Origin of the sequence: Vandammella animalimorsus (genome assembly GCF_002285285.1) — a bacterium.
Classification (GTDB): Bacteria; Pseudomonadota; Gammaproteobacteria; order Burkholderiales; family Burkholderiaceae_C; genus Lampropedia; species Lampropedia animalimorsus.
In genome coordinates this window covers 308874-328999 of sequence record NZ_NSJF01000002.1, presented here as the reverse complement: position 1 = coordinate 328999, position 20126 = coordinate 308874, and the positions used below count along the sequence as shown (strand labels likewise).

At 66.2% G+C, this 20126-nt stretch carries 20 protein-coding genes; all 20 read right to left on the bottom strand.

The features are described from left to right. Positions 1 to 5: 5 nt before the first annotated feature. On the bottom strand, positions 6 to 410 hold the full coding sequence (gene vapC, locus CK620_RS04855; RefSeq protein WP_095549345.1) for a type II toxin-antitoxin system VapC family toxin: 405 nt from the start codon (positions 408 to 410) through the stop codon (positions 6 to 8). Next, entirely contained in the window at positions 407 to 613 is a 207-nt protein-coding gene (locus tag CK620_RS04850) for a type II toxin-antitoxin system VapB family antitoxin (protein WP_095549594.1), read from the bottom strand. The genes vapC and CK620_RS04850 overlap by 4 nt, the downstream gene beginning before the upstream one ends. A 92-nt stretch (positions 614 to 705) precedes the next feature. After that, a complete protein-coding gene (locus tag CK620_RS04845; protein ID WP_095549344.1) occupies positions 706 to 1413 on the bottom strand; it encodes a phospholipase D family protein in 708 nt (235 codons plus the stop codon). Positions 1414 to 1530: 117 nt separating this feature from the next. Next, on the bottom strand, positions 1531 to 1992 hold the full coding sequence (locus CK620_RS04840; protein ID WP_095549593.1) for a methyltransferase family protein: 462 nt from the start codon (positions 1990 to 1992) through the stop codon (positions 1531 to 1533). Between the two features lie 8 nt (positions 1993 to 2000). Beyond that, positions 2001 to 3146 carry an S-(hydroxymethyl)glutathione dehydrogenase/class III alcohol dehydrogenase gene (locus CK620_RS04835; protein WP_095549343.1) on the bottom strand — a complete coding sequence of 382 codons (1146 nt, stop codon included), beginning with the start codon at positions 3144 to 3146 and terminating at the stop codon, positions 2001 to 2003. Between the two features lie 29 nt (positions 3147 to 3175). Then, on the bottom strand, positions 3176 to 3475 hold the full coding sequence (locus CK620_RS04830; RefSeq protein ID WP_095549342.1) for a metal-sensing transcriptional repressor: 300 nt from the start codon (positions 3473 to 3475) through the stop codon (positions 3176 to 3178). A gap of 167 nt (positions 3476 to 3642) precedes the next feature. Beyond that, positions 3643 to 5910 (bottom strand): TonB-dependent hemoglobin/transferrin/lactoferrin family receptor, encoded by a 2268-nt coding sequence (locus CK620_RS04825; RefSeq protein WP_095549341.1) that lies wholly within the window; start codon positions 5908 to 5910, stop codon positions 3643 to 3645. A gap of 375 nt (positions 5911 to 6285) precedes the next feature. After that, positions 6286 to 6678 carry a RidA family protein gene (locus tag CK620_RS04820; protein ID WP_095549340.1) on the bottom strand — a complete coding sequence of 131 codons (393 nt, stop codon included), beginning with the start codon at positions 6676 to 6678 and terminating at the stop codon, positions 6286 to 6288. 18 nt (positions 6679 to 6696) lie between these two features. After that, positions 6697 to 7167, bottom strand: a complete 471-nt coding sequence (locus tag CK620_RS04815; RefSeq protein WP_095549339.1) for an acyl-CoA thioesterase — start codon at positions 7165 to 7167, stop codon at positions 6697 to 6699. A 68-nt stretch (positions 7168 to 7235) separates the two neighbouring features. Then, positions 7236 to 7946, bottom strand: coding sequence for an ABC transporter ATP-binding protein (locus tag CK620_RS04810; protein WP_095549338.1), 711 nt, complete (start codon positions 7944 to 7946; stop codon positions 7236 to 7238). Continuing rightward, entirely contained in the window at positions 7943 to 8791 is an 849-nt protein-coding gene (locus tag CK620_RS04805) for an ABC transporter ATP-binding protein (RefSeq protein ID WP_095549592.1), read from the bottom strand. The genes CK620_RS04810 and CK620_RS04805 overlap by 4 nt, the downstream gene beginning before the upstream one ends. Next, positions 8788 to 9807, bottom strand: coding sequence for a branched-chain amino acid ABC transporter permease (locus tag CK620_RS04800; protein WP_095549337.1), 1020 nt, complete (start codon positions 9805 to 9807; stop codon positions 8788 to 8790). Before CK620_RS04800 ends, CK620_RS04805 begins: the two co-directional genes overlap by 4 nt. 4 nt (positions 9808 to 9811) lie before the next feature. Continuing rightward, positions 9812 to 10732, bottom strand: a complete 921-nt coding sequence (locus CK620_RS04795) for a branched-chain amino acid ABC transporter permease (RefSeq protein WP_095549336.1) — start codon at positions 10730 to 10732, stop codon at positions 9812 to 9814. Between the two features lie 111 nt (positions 10733 to 10843). After that, the gene (locus CK620_RS04790) at positions 10844 to 12061 is read right to left on the bottom strand and encodes an ABC transporter substrate-binding protein (protein ID WP_095549335.1); all 1218 of its coding nucleotides are present in this window, start codon (positions 12059 to 12061) and stop codon (positions 10844 to 10846) included. A gap of 397 nt (positions 12062 to 12458) precedes the next feature. Next, the gene (locus tag CK620_RS04785) at positions 12459 to 14129 is read right to left on the bottom strand and encodes an AMP-binding protein (RefSeq protein ID WP_095549591.1); all 1671 of its coding nucleotides are present in this window, start codon (positions 14127 to 14129) and stop codon (positions 12459 to 12461) included. 139 nt (positions 14130 to 14268) lie between these two features. Then, positions 14269 to 15438: an acyl-CoA dehydrogenase family protein gene (locus CK620_RS04780; RefSeq protein ID WP_095541711.1), complete on the bottom strand. Its 1170-nt coding sequence runs from the start codon at positions 15436 to 15438 to the stop codon at positions 14269 to 14271. A 1-nt stretch (position 15439) separates the two neighbouring features. Further along, complete coding sequence (locus tag CK620_RS04775; protein WP_095549334.1) at positions 15440 to 16300, bottom strand: enoyl-CoA hydratase family protein; 861 nt, start codon at positions 16298 to 16300, stop codon at positions 15440 to 15442. Between the two features lie 37 nt (positions 16301 to 16337). Then, positions 16338 to 16883: a MarR family winged helix-turn-helix transcriptional regulator gene (locus tag CK620_RS04770; RefSeq protein WP_095549333.1), complete on the bottom strand. Its 546-nt coding sequence runs from the start codon at positions 16881 to 16883 to the stop codon at positions 16338 to 16340. Then, on the bottom strand, positions 16880 to 17683 hold the full coding sequence (locus tag CK620_RS04765; protein ID WP_095549590.1) for an SDR family NAD(P)-dependent oxidoreductase: 804 nt from the start codon (positions 17681 to 17683) through the stop codon (positions 16880 to 16882). Before CK620_RS04765 ends, CK620_RS04770 begins: the two co-directional genes overlap by 4 nt. A 2-nt stretch (positions 17684 to 17685) precedes the next feature. Continuing rightward, positions 17686 to 20082, bottom strand: coding sequence for a bifunctional salicylyl-CoA 5-hydroxylase/oxidoreductase (locus tag CK620_RS04760; protein ID WP_095549332.1), 2397 nt, complete (start codon positions 20080 to 20082; stop codon positions 17686 to 17688). Positions 20083 to 20126: the final 44 nt, after the last annotated feature.

The following is a 20126-nucleotide window of genomic DNA, read 5'->3' as shown; positions in this document are numbered from 1 at the left end:
AATGCTCAAACGGCCGCCAAACGCAAAGGCACGTGCTTTGCGGCATATGAAAAATCGCGATCTGTGGTCAATAGCAGCAGATCATGTTCGATGCACAGCTGCGCCAGCAAAGCATCGATCGTGCCCAGTTGCACGCCCGCTCTGCGGCATGTGTTGCGCAGCTGCGCAGCAGCGACATGGGTTTCGACAGAGGGCACAAGCCAGCGCAGCGCCTGAAATCGCTCGATGATTTGGGCTTGGTCTTTCGCCCCCGAGAAGCCCTGCAAAAGCTCCTGCAAAATGATGGCGGCCATGCAAATGGTTTCTCCGTCGGTCAGCGCTTTTCTCAAGAAATCGACTTCGGGGACAGCCACCTCTTGATTTCGGCGCAAGGCCAGAGACCACACACTTGTATCAACCAGCAGATTCATTCTTCGCTCCGGTTTCGCTCTGCCTTGTAGCAGTAACCGTCGTCCCATTGCAGTTGGCCGAAAAGCTCGGTGATTTTCTGCTGCTCCCTGCGGGCAATGAATTCTTTCAGCGCAAGCGTCACCGCCGCCTTCTTCGTGGTTTCGCCACTGAGCAAAAGCGCACGCTCAATCAGGGATGGGTCAAGAGCCAGATTGGTCGCCATCATGCCTCCACACATCGTCCTGCACATTGGCAGGTAGGTTTACAAATTTGCAAGCCAGTTCGCAAGCCGCCGAGAATATGCTACCAATCGGCTCAATCCAGCGCCAAATCTTCCGGCCATAAAAAGTACGCGCCAAACTTCTTGCTGAATTTGAACTCGCCGCCCGCTTGTTTGCCCTTTTCAGTCAGGTGATGTTTATCGCCTTTGATTTCCAAGTGCCCGGACTGCACCAGCCGGTCAAGTAACTGCGTCGTTTTCAGCTTATGTTTGGCGGCCAATCTGGATGAAGTGAGCTTGTTGCTGGCTGCCTCCTCTTCTTCCTCCACGCCGCCGCCATCCGCCTCGTGGGCTGGCACACGCTCCATGGAAATGCGCACCTCCTCACTGATACGGATGATGCGCTGCGCTTCCTCATAGGCATCGCGGTACAGCTCATGGTCTTCCGACTTACGAAACAGCACACCCATTTCGTTGTTGTTGACCTGGCTGAATTCATACAGATTCAAGCTGGTGACGATGCAGTTTTCCTCATTCAGATAGCACTTGGCATGCAGGTTCTTGCAAAAACTGGTGCGCACATAGGTCAAGGCATTGAGCCAGGCGATTTCTTCGGGTTGCAGCTCGCTTTTGCCGTACACGATGCGCACATCAATCTTGAGCCGGTTCTTGTCCGCCAACAGCTCCTTGATGCGGTCATTGAGCTTCAAAAAAGGGCTGATCAGGATGACACGCTCACGTGCATTCTTGATCAGCTCTTCCAGAAAATAGTTGGTTGCACTGGTGTTCAGAAATTTGGCCATAGCAAGATGTGAGCATTTGTTAGCGAGGTTTCATCGTAGCGCAGCAAGCTGACCCGCTAGCTCTTCAGCCATGCGGTTTACGCACAACAGCCACCTGCATTGTGTGAGATCAAGAACCTAACACCAGCGCCGTACCTGTTCGAGGTAATCGGCATACGTCTGGCCAAACTTGCGCAGCAGGATGCGCTCTTCCGGCTCGATCTGAAGGCGCTGCAGGCAAGCGATGAATAGCGGCACTCCCAGCCAGGCCAGGAGGTGGCCCAGCCACAGCGCCCAGCCGATCAGGCACAGCGCCATACCCAAGTACATTGGGTTGCGGCTGTAGCCAAAGATGCCACTGGTCACAAGCTGGGTACTTGCCTGCGGCTGTAGCGGGTTGGCCGTGGTGCGGTAGTGGCGGAAGGTCAGCACGCCCAACGCCGCCACCGCCAGGCCGGCGACCATTGATAGCCCGGCCAGCCAGGCTTTCATTGGCAGCGGCCAGACCCATTGCGGCAGAGCCGCCGCCATGCCGTACATGGCCGCCGCACACAGCCCAGCCAGCAGCAGCGGCGGGATTTTCAGTTCCAGCGCGCGCATCATCTGCATCAGTAATGCACCACCGAGCGAATCGACTTGCCCTCATGCATCAAGTCGAACGCGCGGTTGATTTCATCCAGCCCCATGGTGTGGGTGACGAACGGGGCCAGTTGAATCTCGCCCTTCATGGCCTGCTGCACCATGCCCGGCAGTTCGCTGCGGCCCTTGACGCCGCCGAAGGCCGTGCCCAGCCAGCGGCGGCCGGTAACGAGCTGGAAGGGGCGGGTGGAGATTTCCTGCCCCGCGCCGGCCACGCCGATGATGACGCTCTGGCCCCAGCCGCGGTGCGCGCATTCCAGCGCGGCGCGCATCACTTGCACGTTGCCGATGCACTCGAAGCTGTGGTCCACGCCCCAGCCGGTCATGTCGATGATGACTTGCTGGATGGGCTTGTCGTGCTCCTTGGGGTTGACGCAGTCGGTGGCGCCGAAGGTGCGCGCCAGCTCGAACTTGGCCGGGTTGGTGTCAATGGCGATGATGCGCCCGGCCTTGGCCAGCTTGGCGCCCTGGATCACGGCCAGGCCGATGCCGCCCAGGCCGAACACGGCCACGCTGTCGCCCTCTTGCACCTTGGCGGTGTTTTTCACCGCGCCCAGGCCGGTGGTCACGCCGCAGCCCAGCAGGCAAACCTGCTCGGGGTTGGAGCTGGGGTCGATCTTGGCCAGGCTGACTTCGGCCACCACGGTGTATTCGCTGAAGGTGCTGCAACCCATGTAGTGATAAATCGGCTGGCCGTTGTAACTAAAGCGCGTGGTGCCGTCGGGCATGACGCCCTTGCCCTGGGTGGCGCGCACGGCCACGCACAGGTTGGTCTTGCCGCTTTGGCAGAACAGGCATTGGCCGCATTCGGCGGTGTACAGCGGGATGACGTGGTCGCCGGGCTGGACGCTGGTGACGCCCTCGCCCACATCGACGACGATGCCCGCGCCTTCATGCCCGAGCACGGCGGGGAAGATGCCTTCCGGGTCTTCGCCGCTCAAGGTGAAGGCGTCGGTATGGCACACGCCGGTGTGGGTGATGCGGATGCGCACTTCCCCGGCTTGGGGCGGGGCGACGTCCAGCTCCACGATTTGCAGCGGCTGGCCCGCCGCAAAGGCCACGGCGGCGCGGGATTTGAGGGTTTTGCCAGCGGTGTCGGCGGGGGTGGTGTTCATGGCATGTCTCCTTCGTGGGGTGAAAAGATTCAGCGCAGGTAGGAGCGCACCAGCGCCACGGCCTGGTCGATGGCTTGGTGCTGGCGCGCGTGGGCCGCGTCTCGCTCGGCATCGGGGCCGCAGTCGGCGTGGCCGAAGGTCTCGCGCAAATGGCCTTGCAGCACCTCCGCCATCAGGCCGTTGACGGCGCCGCGCATGGCGGCCAGTTGCTGCAACACGGCGCCGCACTCGGCGCCTTCGGCAATGCTGCGCTCCAGCGCCTCGGCCTGGCCGCGAATGCGGCGCAACCGGGTGATGGCGCGTTTTTTTTCTTCGGGGGAATGGGGCATGGCTTGGCAGTTTGCGCATGGCGCGTGGCCCAGCACCGGGCGCAGGCCACATACTGTGGGGCAGTATATCGAATGACCTGCAAAAAGCCATGCGCAATGGCCGCCCGTGCAGGCAGAAAAAAACCCAACCGCAAGCAGTTGGGTTTCAGAGGTTGTTGAAAGCCTGCTTAGAAGCTCGCCACCACCGACAGGCTGAACTTGCGGCCAGGCTGGCTGTAGGCGTCGATGGTCGGCAGATCGGCCGCCAGGCCGCGCACATCGCCCCAGCGCCAGTACTTGCGGTCGGTCAGGTTGTGCACCGCCGCGTTCAGGCGCACGTCGCCATGGGCGTGGCGCAGCAGGCGCCATTGGCCGCTGAGGTCGAACGTGGTCGCCGCAGCCGGCAGGAAGGGCACGGTGGGCGCGGCGCGCGGGTCGCTGGCGCGCGCCACGTCACCGGCCTTCTTGGCCCAGCGGTGCGTCATGTCCAGGCGCACCATCCAGGCTGGCTGGGCATAGCGCACGCCCAGGTTCAGGCGCGCGGGCTGCACGCTGTCGATGGGCTGGTTGTCAGCCTTGTTGCGGCCACGGGCCATGCCGAAGGCGGCCGGGAAGGACAGCTCGCCGCCGGCCACTTGCGGCAGGCGATATTCGCCGGCCAGCTCAAAGCCGCTGATGCTGGCGCGACCAGTGTTGATGGCCTGGAACACCAGTGGATCGCCGGGGCGGCCCGTGCCAGCCACGCGCTGGTTGTCGAGGATGAAATCGCGGTAGCGGCCGTGGAAGGCTGCGGCCTCCAAGCGCCAGCGCTCGCCCTGGCCCTTCACACCCAGTTCCACGTGCTGGGCCTTCTCGGGCTTGAGGTTGGGGTTGGGCACGGTCATGTAATGGCCGATGGGGTTTTCAAAGAAACGGTTGAGCTGGTCGGCCCCCGGCGTGCGAAAGCCCGTGGCCCACTGGCCGTAGAGCGTCCAGTCCGGCGTCACGTCCAGCGTGGCCCCCAGGCGCGGCGACAGGGCCGAGCCGCTGCGGTTGGCGGCCATGCCGGCAAAGCCCTTGGTGCTGGCGGCAATGCGGTAGCGATCCCAGCGCAGGCCGGGGATCAGGCTCCAGCCGTTGCCGATGATCTCGTCCTGCACGTACAGGCCGATGGCGGTCTCGGTGGTGTCGGGGAAGCGCTTGAGCGGGAAGGTTTCGCCCGCTGGCGGCGTCATGCCGGTCTGCAGGTTGTCGGCCTCGGTGCGCGCGCCATCCAGGCCATAGGCCAGCTTGTGCGCCAGCTTGCCCGTGCGCAGCAGCTTCTCGGCCTGCACGCTGGCCTGCAGCAGGTTCTCATGGTCCAGCGTGTCGCGCACCTGGGCGGGCCGGCGTTCGCGCGTGTTTTCGAAATGCTCCAGCGAGCGCAGGCGCTGATAGGCCAGCGAGGTGCGCAGCGAATCGGCCACCGAGCTGTCCAGCTCGAACTGGCCCTGCCAGCTCAGGCGGCGGCGCTGGTTGTCCGTCTTGCCCGAAGCCGTCAGCGTGGTCACGCCGCGCGAGACGGAGCCGTATTGCGACAGCAGCTGCAAATCGTCGCGCTTGCTGACGTATTCGGCCGAGAAGGTGTGGCGCTGCGCAGCATTGGGCTGCCAGACCAGCTTGCCCAGCAGTGCTGCATCGCGCGTGTCCTCTGGGTTGGGCTTGGTGCGCAGCGCGCTGGCGCTGTCGTTGCTGCCGCGGTTGTCCAGCGCGTGGCCCTTGAGCGCGCTGCCCGAGAGCAGCCATTGCACACTCTCGCTGGCCTGGCCTGCCACCGTGGCGCTGGCGCGCACGGCGCGGCTGTCGCCCTCATAGCCCAGGCCGGCCTGGCCGCCCAGCGTCTTGCCGCCGCCCAGGTAGCTGGCTGGGCTGCGGGTGAAGAACTGCACCACGCCGCCGATGCCGTCCGAGCCGTACAGCGCCGAGGACGGGCCCTTGATGATCTCCACGCGCTCGACCAGGCCGAAGTCCACGTTGTCGCGGCTGGATGCACCAAAGCTGTAGCCGCGCGGCATGCGCACGCCGTCCACCAGCATCAGCACGCGGTTGCCTTCCAGGCCGCGGATGTTGAAGCCGGCATTGCCGCTGCGCCCGTCGCGGCTGTTGATGGTCATGCGGTTGGAGCGGCGCTCCACCGTCACGCCAGGCACGGTCTCGGCCAGCTCGCGGATGTCGCCCAACTGGCGCTCTTGCAGAGCCTGCTCCTCGACCACCTGGGCGCTGGCCGGCACTTCACGCAGCGTGCGTTCGCTGCGTGTGCCGGTCACCACCACGGAGGGCAACTCCTTGTCGTCCGCCTGTTGTTTTTCCTGCAGGGGCGCAGCGGCAGTTTGTGCCAGCGCGCTGCCGCCGAACAGGCAGCATGCGGCCGCCAGGGCCAGTGGCGTGCAGCGCATGGCCAATGGGCCAAGGCCCTTGTGAGCTTGGTGTGGGGTCATTGCTGAATCCAGTTAAAAAGAATGATGAAAATCGTTCTTATTCTAGTTCTAGATGTTACCAATAGTCAATGAATTGCATCCTGCGCAGTCGATGGCTGCGGCTGTGATGGTGGCCCTTGTTGCAAATTCGCCATGGCGGCGGCTGCCTCTGCGCACATGGAAAAACCCCGCAGGGCTTGGCCTTGCGGGGTTGGAGGTTGAGTTTGAGCTCGGGGCTTGCCACGTGCCCGTGGCTGCAGCGCAGCAGCAAGAGACAGCAGACCCAGTCATGCCGCATCCTGCGCGGACAGACAAGGCTGAGCCGCCAAGGGGCTGCAAGCGGCGCCAAAACCTTCGGGGCTGGGCAGAAGGCAGAGCGCGACGGCGCGCCAGCGCTCAATCGGGCAGCACGGCGGTGACTTCGATTTCCACCTTGGCGCGGTCTTCCACCAGATCGGCCACCTGCACGGCCGTCATGGCGATGTTGAAGTTGCCGATCAGTTCTCGGTAGGCCTTGCCGATTTCGGGGTAGGCGGCAACGTATTCCTTCTTGTCCTTGACGTACCAGGTCATGCGCACGATGTGCTGCGGGCCGGCGCCAGCCTCGGCCAGCACGGCCACGACGTTTTGCAGCGCCTGGCGCACTTGGCCGGCCAGGTCGTCGGTGTGGAAGACGCCTTGGGCGTCCCAGCCGATCATGCCGGCGACGTAGATTTGCGTGCCGCGCGCGGCCACGCCGTTGGCATAGCCTTTGGGGCGTGGCCAGCCTTGGGGGAGCAGGACTTGCATGGGGATTTCCTTTGTTTGTCAAGAAAGTTCAGGGCGCGCGGCGCTGGTGGCCGCGCCAGCGACTGGCGCGGGCCGCATAGGCACGGGCGGCAGCGCTTGCAGCGCGGCGCGCACGTCTTCGGGGATGGCGATGGCCTGGTGCGTATCCAGGTTGGTAAAAACCAGCACCTTGCGCGCCTGCACGCGCAATTGCGCGCCAGCGCGGCATTGCATGTGCAGGCTCAGGGATTTTCCGCCTGCGCGCTCAACCCACAGGCCAAGCTGCACGTCATCGCCCATGCGGCTGATGGCGCGGAAGTCGCACTCCAGCCGCACGATGGGCAGGCCGATGCGGCGCGGCCCCAGCATGTGCGCGTAGCCAATGCCCAGGCCGTGGTCGAACCAGTCTTCCACCAACTGGTTGAACAGCACCAGGTACTGCGGGAAGAAGACGATGCCAGCAGGGTCGCAGTGCGAGAAGCGGATGCGCAGCGAGCGCTCGAAGTGCATGGGCCGGGGTGCGTGCGCGGCGGCGGTGGCGGAAATTGCGGGGGGCGTGGGCATGGCGGGGCTCCTGCTCAAACGCCGATATAGCGCTGCCACAGCGCAGGCTCTTGCGCCAACTGCGCCGAGCTGCCCTGCCAGACGGGCTGGCCGCGCTCGATGAGGGTGTGGCTGTCGGCCAGCTCGATCAGGCGCTGCACGTATTTGTCGATCACCAGGATGGTCTGGCCCTGCGCGCGCAGCGCGGCCAGGCATTGCCAGATTTCCTCGCGGATCAGGGGCGCCAGGCCCTCGGTGGCTTCGTCCAGGATCAGCAGATGGGGGTTGGTCATCAGCGCGCGGCCAATGGCCAGCATTTGTTGCTCGCCGCCCGAGAGCTGGTTGCCCATGTTGTGCTGGCGCTCTTGCAGGCGCGGGAACAGGTGGTAGACGCGCTCGAGCGTCCAGGGCTGCTCGCTGTGGCAGCGGTTGGCGGCAAAGGCTTGCAGGTTCTCGCGCACGCTGAGGTTGGGGAAGATTTGCCGCCCTTCGGGCACCACGGCCAGGCCCATGCGGGCGATGCGCTCGGGCGGCAGGCGCTCGATGCGCTCGCCGCGAAAGCGGATGCTGCCGCCAAAGGCGGGCGTCAGGCCCAGGATGGCGCGCACCGTGGTGGTCTTGCCCATGCCGTTGCGCCCCAACAGCGTGGCCACGCTGTGCGGGGCAATGGCGCAGTGCATGCCAAACAGCACCTGGCTTTGGCCGTAGCCGGCTTGCACGTCTTGCAGTTCCAACAGGGCGCTCATGCGGTGCTCTCCATCGTGGCGGCGGTTGCCGCGGTTGGGGCAGAGGGTGGAGCGGCGGATGGGGCGCTGGCGTGCTCATCGCCCAGATAGGCGCGCTGCACCTCGGGGTGGCGGCGGATGTCTTGCGGCGCTCCGGTGGCGATGACCTTGCCGAACACCAGCGCCGAAATCCGGTCGGCCACGCGAAACACGGCGTCCATGTCGTGCTCGACCAGCAAGATGGTGGCCTGCTGCTCTTTGAGCGCCAGCAGCAGTTGCACCATGCGCTCGGATTCCTCCGGCCCCATGCCCGCCATCGGCTCATCGAGCAGCAGCAGCTTGGGCGAGAGCGCCAGCGCCATGCCCACTTCGAGCTGGCGCTGCTCGCCGTGCGACAAGTCGCCCGCCAGGCGGGCCAGGCAAGCGCCCAGGCCAACGCGCTGGGCGATCTGCGCGGCCTGCTCGTAGCGCGCGCGCTCGGCGCGTGCGGCGCGCCAGAAGGCAAAGCTGCTGCCGCTGCGCGATTGCAGCGCCAGGGCCAGGTTGTCCAGCACCGGCAGGCGCTTGAAGATGCTGGTGATCTGGTAGGAGCGCACCAGCCCCAGGTGCACGCGCCGGTGCATGGGCCAGGCGGTGACGTCCTGCCCATCGAACAGGATGCGGCCGCTGCTGGGCGCCAGCGCCCCGGCAATCTGCGCGATCAGCGTGGTCTTGCCCGCGCCGTTGGGGCCAATCAGCGCGTGCAGCTCGCCGGGGCGCACGTGCAGGTGGGCGTGGTCAGTGGCCGTCAGCCCGCCAAAGCGCTTGACCAGATCGTCAACGTGCAGCAAGGCCAGGGGATGGGAAGTCTGCGCCGCGCCCGTCATGCCGCCCTCCTGTAGGCCCATTGGCGCAGCCGCGCGGGCAGGCTGAGCACGCCGTTGGGCGCGGCCAGCACCACCGCCAGCAGCAGCGCGCCCAGATAGAACTGCCAGTGGATGGTGTAGCTCACCAGCACCTCCTCCAACAGCAAGAACACCACGGCCCCGGCAAAGCCGCCGTACAAATAGCCCACGCCGCCCAGGATCACCATGATGAGCAGCATGCCCGACTGGTTCCACTGCATCAGCGCCGGGCTGACGAAGCTGGCCTGATTGGCCAGCAGCGCGCCAGCCAGCGCGGCCATGGCCCCGGCCAGCGTGAAGGCTGCCAGCTTGTAGCGGTAGGTGGCAAAGCCCAGCGCCTGCATGCGCGTTTCGTTCTCGCGGATGCCTTGCAGCACATGGCCAAAGCGCGCATTGAGCAGGCGCTGCACCAGCACGAAGGCCAGCGCCGAGAGGGCCAGCACGACGTAATAAAAATGCGTGTCCGAGGCCAGGTCGATGCCCAGGCCCAGCTCCGAGCGCTGCATCAGCGACAGCCCATCCTCGCCGCCGTACTGTTTGAGCGAGACCATCAGATAAAACAGCATTTGCGCAAAGGCCAGCGTGATCATGATGAAGTACACGCCCTGCGTGCGCAGGCTGATGGCGCCAATGGCCAGGGCAAACAGCGCGCCCAGCGCCATCGCCAGCGGCCAGGTCAGCCAGGCCGAGGCCCAGCCCTCTTGCATCGCAATGCCCACGGTGTAGGCCCCGATGCCCAGAAAAGCCGCATGGCCCAGGCTGACCATGCCGCCATAGCCCAGGATGAAGTTCAGGCTGGTGGCCGCCAGCGTGAAGATCAGGATGCGGCTGGCCACGGCGATGTAGAAATCGCTCTCCAGCGCCGTCAACACGGGCGGCAGCGCCAGCAGGCCCAGCAGCAGTGCAGCGCTGACCGCGCGCGGCAGGCGCTGGTCCAGCAAGCTGGTGATGGCCGGGGCGGCAGGGGTGGTGGCAGAGGTGGCAGATGGGGTGGTCATGGCATCAGCCTCGCGCGGGGAACAGGCCGCTGGGCTTGAAAAACAGCACCACGGCCATGAGCAGGTAAATCAGGATGGAGGCCACCGCCGGGCCCGCGTTGGCGGCCAGCTCGGCGTCCATCATCTGGCGAAACAGCAGCGGGATCAGCGTGCGCCCGGCGGTATCGACCAGCCCCACCAGCAAGGCCCCCAGCAACGCGCCGCGGATGGAGCCAATACCGCCAATGACGATGACCACAAAGGCCAGAATCAGAATGCTCTCGCCCATGCCCACCTGCACGGCCAGCAGCGGCCCAAGCATGCCGCCAGCGAGCGCGCACAGCGCAGCGGCAAAGGCGAACAAGGCGGTGAACAGCAGCCGCACGTTGGCCCCCATGGCCAGCGCCATCTCGCGGTTGGACGCGCCCGCGCGCACCTGCATGCCGATGCGCGTGCGCGTAATCAGCCAGTACATGCCCAGCGCCACCAGCAGCCCCACGCCGATGATGAACAGCCGGTAGGCCGGATAGCTCAAGCCCGGCGCCAGCGGGATGGGGCCTGCCAGCGCCGCAGGCGGGTTGAGCTGGATGGGCTGCGGCCCCCAGAGCATGCGCACGGCCTCGTTGGCCATGAGCATGATGGCGAAGGTGCCCATGACCTGCGCGAGATGGTCGCGCCGGTAAAAGCGTTGCAGCACCGTGCGCTCCAGCAGCACGCCCACCAGCACCGTCGCGCCGATGCCGCCCAGCAGCCCGAGCCAGAACGAGCCGCTGGCCGCCGCGATGCTGGCAATCAGATACGCGCCGATCATGTACAGCGAGCCATGCGCCAGGTTGATCATGTCCATGATGCCGAACACCAGCGTCAGGCCAGCGGCCAGCAGGAACAGCATCAGCCCGAATTGCAGGCCGTTGAGCAGTTGCTCCAGAACCAGGGTGGTTTGCATGAAAGAAAAGGCAAAGGATGGGGGGGCGCCCGCGGGGGCGTCGCACAGCGCCGGGGCAAGAACGCCATCGCATCAAGCCCGGCTGTTTTTGAACAGGCTTTGGGCAGACGCTTACTGCGGCATCTTGCAATCGCCCACGTAGGCATCGCTGTGGTTCTCGAAGGCCTTGCCGATCAGCTTGTTGGTGACCTTTCCATCTTCGCCCTTGACCACTTCGCGCATGTAGTAGTGCTGGATCGGGAAGTGGTTGGTGTTGAAGCGGAAATCGCCGCGCACCGAGTTGAAGTTGGCCGCCTGCAAGGCTTTGCCGATGGCGGCCTTGTCCTTGAGGTTGCCGCCCGTGGCCTTGACGGCCGAGTCGATCAGCATGGCCGCGTCGTAGCCCTGCGAGGCATACAGCGTGGGCGTGCGGCCGTATTCCTTGCGGAAGTCCTCGACGAAGCGCTTGTTGGCGGCGTTGTCCAGATCCCAGGCCCATTGCGAGGCGTTGTAAATGCCCACGGTGGCCTCGCCCACGGCGCTGATGACGTCCTCATCGGCGGAAAAGCCCGGGGCGAACAAGGCCATGCTGTCCTTCAGGCCCGCGCCATGGAACTGCTTGATGAAGTTGATGCCCAGCCCGCCAGGCAGGAAGAAGTACACCGCCTCGGCGCCGGAGGCGCGAATCTGCGACAGCTCCGCGCCATAGTCCAGTTGCGACAGCGGGGTGTAAAGCTCCAGCGCCACCTCACCCTTGTAGAAGCGCTTGAAACCGGCCAGTGCGTCCTTGCCGCCGGGGTAGTTGGGGGCGATCAGCGCCACTTTCTTGACGCCCTTGTCCTGCACGGCCTGGCCCACGGCCTCGTGCTGGTTGTCGTTCTGGTAGGCGGCGCTGAAGAAATAGGGGTTGCACTGCTTGCCCGCCAGTTGCGAAGGGCTGGCGTTGGCGCTGATGTAGTAGGTCTTGTTGGCAAAAATGGCCGGGGCCACGGCCAGCAGGATGTTGGAGAACACCACGCCGGTCATGAAGTCCACCTTCTCGCGCTTGAGCAGGCGGTCGGTGGTTTGCTTGGCCGCGTCGGGGCTTTGCTGGTCATCAACGATCACCACCTTGGCCGGCAGGCCGCCGAGCTTGCCCTCGGTGTGCTTGAGCGCGAGCTGAAAGCCGTCGCGGATGTCGATGCCCAGCGTCGAGCCGGGGCCTGAAAGCGTGCTGAGCAGGCCGATCTTCACCTCCTCGGCGGCCGAGGCGGTCTGGGCCAGGCACAGCGCCGCCGCACCGGCCACGGCGGCCAGGGTGTGGGAGCGAAGGCTGGAAAAGCGGATGCTGGGGCGGGTGGTGCGGGTCATGCGGGTGTCTCCTTGAATGTCATGAATGGGGTGGAGCAAAGGGCCTGCTGCATTTGCAGGGCGAAAAAGTATCGCATCCAGAGCCGGGCGATCGGGCGCTTGGGCCACGCTTTGGTCTAGAGCGTGTTATGCACTTTGCGCACCCCCGCGCTGGCCCCAAAACCGTGTAATCGCAAGGCGGCGCGCGCCGCCAAGGCTGGCTGCCTTGGCAAGCGGGCCAACGCGGCGAGTGCATGGTTTTGGGGCCAGCCCGAAGGGAGAGCGCCCCGGCATGCGCATTGCGGCGTTGCCGTCCCCTTGCAGCGCAGCCAGGCTGCAGCGGGGACTGCGCCTTGCACTGCACCCGCCGGGGCGCTCTCGCGGGGGGCGGAAAGTGCATAACACGCTCTAGGCACTTTCACCCATGCTGCTCGCCCATGCGGCGCTTGAGCGCGCTGCGCTGGAGCTTGCCGGTGGTGGTGCGCGGCAGCGCGGCGATGAACTCCACGGCGCGCGGGTATTTGTAGGGCGCCACGCTCTGCTTGACGAACTCCTGCAAATCCACGACCAGTTCGGCATCGGCGGCCACGCCCTCCTTGACGACGACGAAGGCCTTGACGATCTGGCCGCGCTCCTCATCGGGCGCGCCGATGACGGCGCATTCGGCCACGGCCGGGTGCTGCATCAGCGCCTCCTCCACCTCGGGCGCGGCAATGTTGTAGCCCGCCGAGATGATCATGTCGTCGGTGCGCGCCTGGTAGAAGAAGTAACCGTCCTCATCCATCAAATAAGCGTCGCCGGTGAGGTTCCAGCCATCCTGCACATAGGTTTTCTGGCGCTCGTCGCGCAGGTAGCGGCAGCCCGTGGGGCCTTTGACGGCCAGCTTGCCCACGGTGCCCGGCGGCAGCTCGTTGCCGTCATCGTCCTGCACGCGGGCGCGGTAGCCGGGCACGGGCTTGCCGGTCGCGCCCGGGCGGGCGCTGGCCTCGTCGGCGGAGATGAAGATGTGCAGCAGCTCAGTCGCGCCAATGCCGTCGATCAGCTCGATGCCGCTGGCCTGCTTCCACAGCGCACGCGTGGACGCGGGCAGCGCCTCGCCCGCGCTGACGCACTTGCGCAGCCGCGCCTGGGCCAGCAGCTCTGGCATGGCCGCCATGTGGCGATAAGCCGTGGGCGCGGTGAACACCACGGTGGCGCCAAATTGCGCGCAGGCCTCAAGCAACTGCTGCGGCCCGGCCTTTTCCAGCAGCACGCTGCTGGCGCCAATGTCCATGGGGAACAGCACCAGCCCGCCCAGGCCGAAGGTAAAGCCCAGCGGCGGGCTGCCAATGAAGACATCGTCCGCATCGGCGCGCAGCACGTGGCGCGGCCAGCACTTGCAAATGGCCATCACGTCGCGGTGGTAGTGCATGGTGGCCTTGGGCACGCCGGTGGTGCCGGAGGTAAAGCCCAGCAGGCACACGTCGTCACTGGCCGTATCCACGTTGCTGAAATCGGGCGAGGCCTGCTGCATGGCGCGGTGCAGGCAGGGCAGCTCGGCCCCGCTCGATGGCGCGGCCAGCGCGGTATTGAAGTAGCGCAGTTGCGCCAATTGCGCCAGTTGCGGCGCTGAAGATGGCATCGCGCGCGCGGCCTCCAGCTCGTCGGCCAGGCGCGCATCGCACAGCGCGTGGCTGATCTGGCCGATGTCGATGATGGTGCGCAGCTCCTTGGCGCGCAGCAGCGGCATCACCGCCACGGCAATGCCGCCGGCCTTCATCACCGCAAACCAGCAGGCCACCATCCAGGGCGTGTTGGGCGCAAACAGCAGCACGCGGTTGCCCGGCTGCAAGCCCATGTCCTGCACCAGCACGTTGGCGATGCGATTGGCGTGGGCCTGCAAGTCGGCGTAGCTCCAGCGCGTGCCGTCCGGCGCGCGCAGGCACAGGCGATCGCCGCGCCCTTGGGCCACGTGGCGGTCGAGCAATTCGGTGGCGCAGTTGAGCTGCGCGGGAAATTGCAGCTCGGGCAGCTCGAACAGGTATTCGGGCTGCTGCTCCAGCGGCGGCAGGTTGTCGCGCGCAAAGGTGTCGGTATGGGCGCTGGGCATGTGGTTTGTCTCCTGCATGGGCGCTTTGCGCCTCTTTTTCATAGCAACCGAAAGGAAATCAAAATTCCCTTTTTCGGCAACATGGGCAATGGGTCTTGATGCAATTTGGCGAGTCCATCAACACCCCGTGTCAACCGCTTCAGGCTTTGAGCGCCTTGAGCAGCTCGCGGCCGATGATGAGTTGCTGCACTTCGCTGGCGCCTTCGTAGATGCGCAGCGCGCGGATCTCGCGGTACAGCGACTCGACCGGCTGGCCGCTGACCACGCCCAGGCCGCCGAACATCTGCACCGCCGCGTCGATGACCTGCTGGGCGTTTTCGGTCGCGGTGAGCTTGGCCATGGCCGCTTCCTTTGTGACGCTGTGGCCGCCATCGCGCAGCCAGGCGGCGCGGTAGGTGAGCAAGGCGGCGCTGTCGATGGCGGTGGCCATTTGCGCCAGCTTGGTCTGGGTGATCTGGAAGTCGGCCAGCACGCCGCCGAACATCTGCCGCGAAGTGGCGCGCAGCAAGGCCTCTTGCAGGGCGCGGCGCGCAAAGCCCAGCGCAGCCGCGGCCACCGAGGTGCGGAACACGTCCAGCGTGCGCATGGCGACCTTGAAGCCCTCGCCCGCCTCGCCCACGCGGCAACTGGCGGGGATGCGGCAACCCTCGAACTTCAGCCGCGCCAGCGGGTGCGGGGCGATGACGTCGATGCGCTCGGCAATCGTCAGGCCGGGGGTGTCGGCATCGACGATGAAGGCGCTGATGCCGCGCGCGCCGGGCGCTTCGCCGGTGCGGGCGAAGACGACATAGAAATCGGCAATGCCGCCGTTGGAGATCCAGGTTTTCTCGCCGTCGAGCACGTAGTCATCGCCCTCGCGGCGCGCGGCGCAGGCCATGGCGGCCACGTCCGAGCCAGCCTGCGGCTCGGACAGCGCAAAGGCCGCAATGGCCTGGCCCGCCGCCACGCGCGGCAGGTAGCGCTGGCGCTGCTCGGGCGTGCCGTGCAGGCTGATGGCGCCGCTGCCCAGGCCCTGCATGGCAAAGGCGAAGTCGGCCAGGCCGCTGTGGCGCGCCAGCGTCTCGCGGATCAGGCAGATGGCGCGCGCGTCCATGCTCTGGGCCGATTCGCCCACGGCATGGCGCAGCCAGCCCGCTTCGCCCAGGGCCTGGACGAGCTGTCGGCAATGCGCGTCCACATCGCTGCCGCTGCCGTGCGGCTCATGGCCGATGTGGGTGCTGGCCCAGGCATCGAGCTGCTGCGCCAGCTCGGCGTGGCGCGCTTCGAAAAACGGCCATTGCTGGTAGGAGGTGTCCAGACCGCGCTGCATGTCAATCTCCCTGGAACACGGGTTTTTGCTTGGCCACGAAGGCGTGGTAGGCGCGCGAGAAATCCTCGGTCAGCATGCAAATGGCCTGGGCCTGGGCCTCGGCCTCGATGGCTTGGTCGATGCCCATGCTCCACTCCTGGTGCAGCATGGTTTTGGTGATGCCGTTGGCAAAGCTGGGGCCAGCGGCCAGCTCCGCGGCCAGTTGCTGGGCCTGTGCCAGCACCTCATCGGGCGCGCACAGGCGGTTGAAGTAGCCCCAGCGCTCGGCCTCCTCGCCGCCGAGCACGCGGCCGGTGTAGAGCAGCTCGCTGGCGCGGCCCTGGCCGATGATGCGAGGCAGCATGGCGCAAGCGCCCATGTCGCAGCCGGCCAGGCCGACGCGGTTGAACAAGAACGCCACCTTGGCGCGCGCCGTGCCCAGGCGCAAATCGGATGCCATGGAGATGATGGCGCCCGCGCCCGCGCACACGCCGTCGATGGCGGCCACGATGGGCTGCGGGCAGGCGCGCATGGTCTTGACCAGTGCGCCGGTCATGCGCGTGAACATCAGCAGCTCGGGGGCTTTGAGCTGCACCAGCGGGCCGATGATTTCATGCACATCGCCGCCGGAGCAGAAGTTGCCGCCCGCGCCAGTGACGACCACGGCCTTGATGTCGCTGGCCCATTGCAGTTGGTGAAACAAATCGCGCAGCTCGGCGTAGCTGTCGAAAGTCAGCGGGTTCTTGCGGTCGGGGCGGTTGAGGGTGATGGTGGCCACCGGGCCATCGGCCTGCCACAGAAAATGCTGGGCTTGGTAGCCCGCCATGGGCTTGCGGTTGCCAGCCTGCAAGGCCGGGTTGATGCGTGGGGCTGCACTGTTCATGTCGGGGGTGCTCCTGCAATGTCGTTGGGTGGATGGGTCAGGCCTGCATGTTCTGCGCGGCCAGCAGCACGCGCAATTGGCCCAGTTGCTCGTAGAGCAAGTCCTTGTCGCGCTTGCCCAGGCCAGCCAGCAGCGTGCCCAGCAATTGCTCGTGGGCCTGGGCCATCTTGCGAAACTGCCGCCGCCCCTTGGGCGTGAGCTTGACGTAAAGCGAGCGGCGGTCCTGCGGGTCGGGGATGCGCTCGACCAGCCCATCCTTGACGAGCTGGTCGGTCAGCCCGGTGACGCTGCCGCCGGTGACCATCAGATAGCGCGAGAGCGTGTTCATGCGCAGCCCCTGCGGGTGGCGGTCGAGCTGGGCCAGGTAGTCGAAACGCGGCAGCGTGGTGTCGAACTGCTGGCGCAGCATCTGGCGGATGCGCTGCTCGATTTGCTCGGTCAGCGAGAACAGGCGCAGCCACAGCCGCGTGTCCATGTGGTCGTCCTGCTGGGCGCGCGCCTCCAGGCCGATGTGCGCCTCGCCCAGCAATTGGCTCAGGCCAAAACGGCTTTGCGCGCTGCCGCCTGCGGCGCTGCGGCTCATGGCATCACCTCCCCGCCGGCCACGGCAATGGCCTGGCCGTTGATGGCGCCCGCGCCTGTGCCGCACAGCCAGGCCACGGCATCGGCCACTTCAGCGGGCTGCACCAGGCGGCCCTGCGGGTTGCTTTTGACGAACTCGGCCCTGGCCTGCTCGGCGCTGCGGCCAGTCTTGGCGACAATGTTCTCGATGGCTTCGCGCACGATGTCGGTTTCGGTGTAGCCGGGGCATACGGCGTTGACGGTGATGCCCTTGCGCGCCAGCTCCAGCGCCAGCGCACGCGTCAGGCCGATGACGCCGTGCTTGGCCGCGCAGTAGGCGCTGACGTAGGCGTAGCCGATCTGCCCGGCCGTGCTGGCCACGTTGACGATGCGGCCCCAGCCAGCGGCCAGCATGTCCGGCAGCGCCGCCTGGGTGCACAGCATGGTGCCGGTGAGGTTCACATCCAGCATCTGCTGCCACAGCGCCAGCTCCATCTTGGCAAAGGGCGCGGTCTGCGCCTGCCCGGCGTTGTTGATGAGGGTGTCGATGGGGCCAAAGCGCTGGCGCGCCTGGGCCAGCGCGGCCTGCAACTGCGCTGGCTCGCTGACGTCGGCGCTGACGGCCTGCATGGCCTCGGGCCGCTCATCGGCCACGGCCTGCACAGCCGCCAGCCGCCGCCCCAGCAGGGTGACGCGAAAGCCATCGGCAAGCAGACGGCGGGCGATGGCCGCGCCAATGCCGCTGCCGCCGCCTGTGACCAGCGCATGGCGCAGCGCGGGCGCGCTGGCCGCTGCGGGGGGTGCGGTGTTGCCCTGCGCCATGCTCATTGCCCCTGCCCGTTGGATGCGGCATTGGCCGGGGGGCGCGCCTGGGCGGCGGCCAGCGCAGCCTGCTGGGCCGCCTGCTCGCGGGCGAAGTTGGCCTCCATCTGCTGCTTGCCCGAGCGGTACTGCGGCGGCCAGGTGATGGCGGTGTGGCCGATCTTGGCCGCCTCGGTCAGCGTCCAGGCCGGGTTGGCCAGGTGCGGGCGTGCCACGGCGCACAAATCGGCGCGGCCTGCGGCCAGGATGCTGTTGGCGTGGTCGGCCTCGCTGATGGCGCCCACGGCGATGGTGGCGATGCCTGCCTCCTGGCGGATGCGGTCGGCAAACGGGGTCTGGAACATGCGGCCGTAGACGGGCTTTTCCTGCTTGCTGACCTGGCCGGAGGAGACGTCGATCATGTCCGCGCCAGCGGCCTTGAAGGCCTTGGCGATTTCCACCGCATCGGCCGGCGTGGTGCCGCCCTCGACCCAGTCGTGCGCCGAAATGCGCACCGACATGGGCTTGTCCTCGGGCCAGGCGGCGCGCACGGCGGCAAACACCTCCAGCGGGTAGCGCAGGCGGTTTTCCAGGCTGCCGCCGTATTCATCGGTGCGCTGGTTGGTCAGCGGGCTGATGAAGGAGGAGAGCAAATAGCCGTGCGCACAGTGCAGCTCCAGCCAGTCGGCGCCCGCCTCGTGGGCGGCCTGGGCGGCAGCCACGAATTGCGCCTTGATCTGCGCCATGTCCTCGGCGGTGACGGCGCGGGCCGTCTGGCTCACGCCTGGCAGGTATTGCTGCTCGGAGGCCGAAACGATGGGCCAGTTGCCCTCGACCAGCGGCTGGTCGATGCCCTCCCAGGCCAGGCGGGTCGAGGCCTTGGCCCCGGCGTGCCCGATCTGGATGCCGATCTTGGCGTCCGTGTAGCTGTGCACCCAGTCGATGATGCGCTTGAAGGCGGCTGTGTGCTCGGGCCGGTACAGGCCGGGGCAGCCGGGGGTGATGCGCCCTTCGGGGCTGACACAGGTCATCTCCACCATCACCAGGCCCGCGCCACCCATGGCGCGCGCGCCCAGGTGCATCAGGTGGTAGTCGCCCACCAGGCCGTCGCGGGCCGAGTACTGCGCCATGGGCGAGACGACGATGCGGTTCTTCAGCGTCAGGCCGCGCACCTTGTAGGGCGTGAACATGGGCGGCGTGGGCTTGTCCTGCGCGGGCAGTTGCCGCTCTGCCGCATCGGCGGCGCGCTGAGCGAACCAGCGCTCGTAGTCCTCCAGCCAGGCGGCATCGCGCAGGCGCAGGTTCTCGTGGCTGATGCGCTGGCTGCGCGTGAGCATGGAGTACATGAACTGCTCGGGATCGAGCTGGTCGCAATAGCGCTGGCCGCAAACCTCGAACCACTCCATGGCATTCCAGGCCGCGTTTTGCAGGCGCAGCGTCTCCACGCGGCGCGCCTCCTGGTAGGCGGCCAGCACCTCGGGGATCTGTGCCGGGCTATCGCCCAGCAGTTGGAACTGGCGCGTCAGCTCGATGGCATCCTCAATGGCCAGCTTGGTGCCCGAGCCAATGGCAAAGTGCGCCGTGTGCACCGCATCGCCCATCAGCACCACGTGGCTGCCGCGCGCGTTTTGCAGCCACCACTGCTCGCAGACCACGCGCTGGAAGTTGATCCAGGCCGAGCCGCGCAAATGCCGCGCATTGCTCATCAGCTTGGCCCCGCCCAGGTTTTCGGCAAACAGTTGTTCGCAAAAGGCGATGGACTGATCCTGGTCGGCGCTGTCCAGCCCGTGGGCGCGCCAGGTTTCCTCGGTCGTTTCGACGATGAAGGTCGAGGTGTTCTCGTCGAACTTGTAGATGTGCGCCTGGAACCAGCCGTGCTCGGTGCGACGGAAGTCGAAGGTGAAGGCGTCGTACACCTTGTTCGTACCCAGCCAGATGTAGCGGTTGGGGCGGGTGACGATGTCGGGCTTGAAGGTGGCCTCGTACTTCTTGCGGATCAGCGAATTGATGCCATCGCTGGCGACGATCAGATCGGCATCGGCGTAGTCCTCATCGGACTGCACCTCGGTCTCGAACACCAGCTTCACGCCCAGTTGCTCGCAGCGCTCTTGCAGGATGTTGAGCAGCTTCTTGCGCCCGATGCCCACAAAGCCATGCCCACCCGAGCGGATGGTGCGGCCCTTGAACAGCAGCTCGATGTCGTCCCAGTGGTTGAAGGCCTGCTCGATCTCGGCAGCGGACTGGGCATCCCACTGGCGCATGTTGTCCATGGTCGCGTCGGAGAACACCACGCCCCAGCCAAAGGTGTCGTAGGGCTTGTTGCGCTCGACCACGATGACCTCGTGCGCCGCGTCGAGCTTTTTCATCAGCAAACCGAAATACAGCCCGGCCGGGCCGCCGCCTATGCATACGATCTTCATGCCGCACCTCCTGTACGGCATTTATTTTTTGACTCAATTGTTTA